General features: G+C 70.3%; 5 protein-coding genes. 2 read left to right on the top strand and 3 right to left on the bottom strand.

Going from position 1 to position 3256, the window contains the following annotated elements:
• Positions 1-86: 86 nt before the first annotated feature.
• Positions 87-725 (top strand): glutathione S-transferase, encoded by a 639-nt coding sequence (locus tag KDH83_RS28205; RefSeq protein WP_212321842.1) that lies wholly within the window; start codon positions 87-89, stop codon positions 723-725.
• An 18-nt stretch (positions 726-743) separates the two neighbouring features.
• Here KDH83_RS28205 and KDH83_RS28200 read toward each other — a convergent pair whose 3' ends face one another.
• The 3 genes from KDH83_RS28200 to KDH83_RS28190 form a co-directional block, all read right to left on the bottom strand.
• Entirely contained in the window at positions 744-1646 is a 903-nt protein-coding gene (locus KDH83_RS28200; protein WP_212321839.1) for a DMT family transporter, read from the bottom strand.
• Positions 1647-1745: 99 nt separating this feature from the next.
• Entirely contained in the window at positions 1746-2123 is a 378-nt protein-coding gene (locus KDH83_RS28195) for a DUF423 domain-containing protein (protein WP_212321837.1), read from the bottom strand.
• Between the two features lie 159 nt (positions 2124-2282).
• On the bottom strand, positions 2283-2996 hold the full coding sequence (locus KDH83_RS28190; RefSeq protein ID WP_249205412.1) for a zinc-binding dehydrogenase: 714 nt from the start codon (positions 2994-2996) through the stop codon (positions 2283-2285).
• Between KDH83_RS28190 and KDH83_RS28185 the strand changes: the two genes are divergently transcribed.
• A partial coding sequence (locus KDH83_RS28185) for a hypothetical protein (protein WP_212321848.1) occupies positions 2995-3256 on the top strand: 262 nt, incomplete at its 3' end. The genes KDH83_RS28190 and KDH83_RS28185 overlap by 2 nt on opposite strands.

The following is a 3256-nucleotide window of genomic DNA, read 5'->3' as shown; positions in this document are numbered from 1 at the left end:
GGTCGGACCGGACGGCCATGTGTATGTGTTGACGGACGAATCGCCGGGCGAGCTGCTGCGTATCGCGCCGGCGGGGGGATGAAGCCATGAAGACCTACGAACTGATCGGATCGGCCGGCTGCGGCTCCGCCGTCGTCGAGATGGCGCTGGCGCTGGCCAATGTGCCATACACGCTGGAAGACGTGCCTTACCTGAAGCCGGGACCGCAGCGCGACCGCCTGCTGCGCCTGAATCCGCTGGGCCAGGTGCCGACGCTGGTGACGCCGGACGGTGAAGTCATGACCGAAAGCGCGGCCATGATCCTGCACCTGCACGACGTGGCGCCGCAGGCCGGCCTGGCGCCGTTGCCGGACCAGCCCGAGCGCGCGCGCTTCCTGAACCTGCTGATCCGGCTGGTGGCGGCCATCTATCCCACTTTCACCTATGGCGACAATCCGCCGCAATGGACCACGGAAGGCGCGCCCGCCGACCTGCTGCGCGAACGCGTGCACACGCGCCGGGCCGAGCTGTGGCAGGAGCTGGAACGGCAGGCCGGCGCGCCGCACATGCTGGGCGAGCGGTTCTCGGCGCTGGACCTGTACGTGACCGTGATGACGCGCTGGCGTCCGGGGCCGGCTTGGTTTGAATCGGTCTGCCCGGCGCTGGCGGCGGTGGCGCGCGAGGCGGAACGCAATCCGGCCGTGGCTCGGGCGTTGCGGCGCAACTTCCCGCCGCCCACCGAATAGCGCGCCTCAGCGCTTGCCTTAGCGCTTGCCGCGGCGCGGCTTCGAGCGGGCCTCGCGCAAGGCGATGTAGATGCCGCTGCCGGCGATGAATGCTGCGCCCAGATAAGCCAGCGCGTCGGGCGCTTCGCGCCAGAACACCCAGCCCAGCACGGTGGCCCAGATCAGGCCGGTGTAGTCGAACGGCGCCACCACGGACGCCGGTGCGATGCGGAACGCCTGCGTGATCAGCGTCAGCCCCAGCGTGCTGAACAGCGCCACGCCCGCGAAATAGGGCAGGTCGGCGACAGCCGGCGCCTGCCAGACCCAGGGCAGGGTGAGGATGCTGCACAGGAATTGCCCGGCCACGATGTAGAAGGTGGTGGTGAGCATGCCTTCGCTGGGGCTGATGCCGCGCGCGGTGGTCATCATGACCGCGTACAGCATGGCGGTGGTCAGCGGCAGCAGGGTGGCGGCCTGGAAGGCGTCGGTGCCGGGCCGCACGATGATCAGCACGCCTGCGAAGCCCGCCAGCACCGCCAGCCAGCGACGGCTGTCGACGCGCTCCTTCAGCACGAACACCGACAGCGCCGTCACGAACAGCGGCGCGGCGAAGGCGATCGCCGTCGCCTCGGCCAGCGGCAGGGAATTCAAGCCCAGGTAGAAACAACAGGCCGACACCACGTTGATCGCGCCGCGTGCCAGGTGCAGGCGCAAATGCCCGGTGCGCAAGACGCGCCGGCCGCCCAGCCACAGCGCCAGCGCCGTGACCACGGGCAGCGCGATCAGCGCGCGCAGGAACAGGATCTGCAGCGGGTGATAGCTGGCGCCCAGCCACTTGGCGTTGGCGTCGCTGAGCGTGAGGAAGAAGATGCCCGCCATGACACAGGCGATGCCGGCGGCGGCGGAAGAGGGACGGGCGGTAGGCAGGGTGACGGAGGACATGGGCGGGAGCAGCGGATCACGGCGATTCCTGGCGCCGTACGAAGGGAAGGCTTGGATGCAGGGCGCCGACGCAAGGGCCGGCGCGAGCTGGCCGGGCGTTCAGCCCTGGCTGCGGTAGGCGGCCAGCGCCACCATGGCCCAGGAGGCCAGGAAGGCGACGCCGCCCAGCGGCGTGACCGCGCCCAGCCAGTGCGTGCCGGTCAGCGCAAGCAGATACAGGCTGCCGGAAAACAGCACGATGCCGGCGAACATGACCAGGCCGGCGGCCGACAACAGGGGCGAACCATAGCGCGCGCCGAGCAGGGCGACCGCGAAAATGCCCAGCGCATGGATCAGATGGTACAGCACGCCGGTCTGCCAGACAGCGAGCAGTTCGGGGCTGACGATGCGCTTGAGTCCATGCGCGCCGAAGGCGCCCGCGCCCACGGCCACCATGAGGTTCAATGCCGCGAGTATCGTGAGCTGCCGGTCTGTCATTGCTGGTCCTGGGTTCGAAGAGTCGTTTGGGCGGAGCCGCCGGTGCCTATGATATGGCATTCGGCGCCGGCGCTCTTCGCGGCGGAGATCGATCCGGCTTCGTTCCCGCCGCCGCGTCTGTTCGGCCTGGCCGCGGCAGGCGCGGCCAGGCGCTGGCGCTCAAGCCGTCGTGAGCACCGCGCGGCCCACCACCTTGCCTGCCCGCAGCGAGGCCAGCACGCTGTCGGCCTGGTCCAGCGCGTAGCGGTGGACCGGCATGGGCGGCACCTTGCCGGCGCGCACCAGTTCCATCAGCTCCTTCAGCTCGGCCAGGTTGCCGACGTAGCTGCCGATGATGGACAGCGCCTTCATGGGAATCAGCGCGATCGGCCACGTCGAGCCGCCGCCGAACAGGCCCACGATGATGAGCTTGCCGCCCTTGGTCAGGAAGTCGAAGGCCAGCGCGGTGGTGGCGGGCGCGCCGACCAGGTCGATGGCGGCTTGGACGGGCTTGCCGCCGGCCGCCTTGATGATCTGCTGCGCCGCGTCCGGCGCCGCGCCGTCGATGGCGGCCAGCGCGCCGGCCTCCAGCGCCGCCTGGCGCTTGGCGGGGTCGATGTCCACCACGATGGCGCCGGCGCCGCCCAGCGCCTTGATGAGCGTCAGGCACATCAGGCCCAGGCCGCCCGCGCCGAAGATCACCACGGGATGCTGGCGGTAGGTCTGTTCGCCGATCTTCTTCAGCGCGGCATAGGTGGTCAGGCCGGAGCAGGCGTAGGGCGCGATCTGCGCCGGATCCAGGTCGCCGATGTCGATCAGGTAACGGGAGTGCGGCACGAGCACGTGGTCGGCGTAGCCGCCGGCGCGGTGCACGCCCAGGCAGGCCGGGGCCATGCAATGGTTCTCCTGGCCCGCCTGGCAGGACGGGCAGTTGGGGAGGGAGAGAAAGGGAGAGAAGAGGAAGGGGAGGGAGGGGGGAAGGAAGGGAGAGGGGGGGGAGGGAGAGAAGAGGGGGGGGAAGGGGGGGGGGGAGAAGGGGAGGGGGGGGGAGAGGGGGAGGGAGGAGAGGGAAAGAGGGAGGAGAAGGGGGAGGAGGGAGGGGGGAAAGGAGAGAGGGAAGGAGGAGGGGGAGGGGGAGGGGGGGGGGGGAGGGG

Origin of the sequence: Achromobacter sp. Marseille-Q0513, from assembly GCF_018195695.1 — a bacterium.
Lineage (GTDB): Bacteria > Pseudomonadota > Gammaproteobacteria > Burkholderiales > Burkholderiaceae_B > Achromobacter.
The sequence above is the reverse complement of the archived record's forward strand: the minus strand, read 5'-3'. Positions and strand labels throughout refer to the sequence as shown.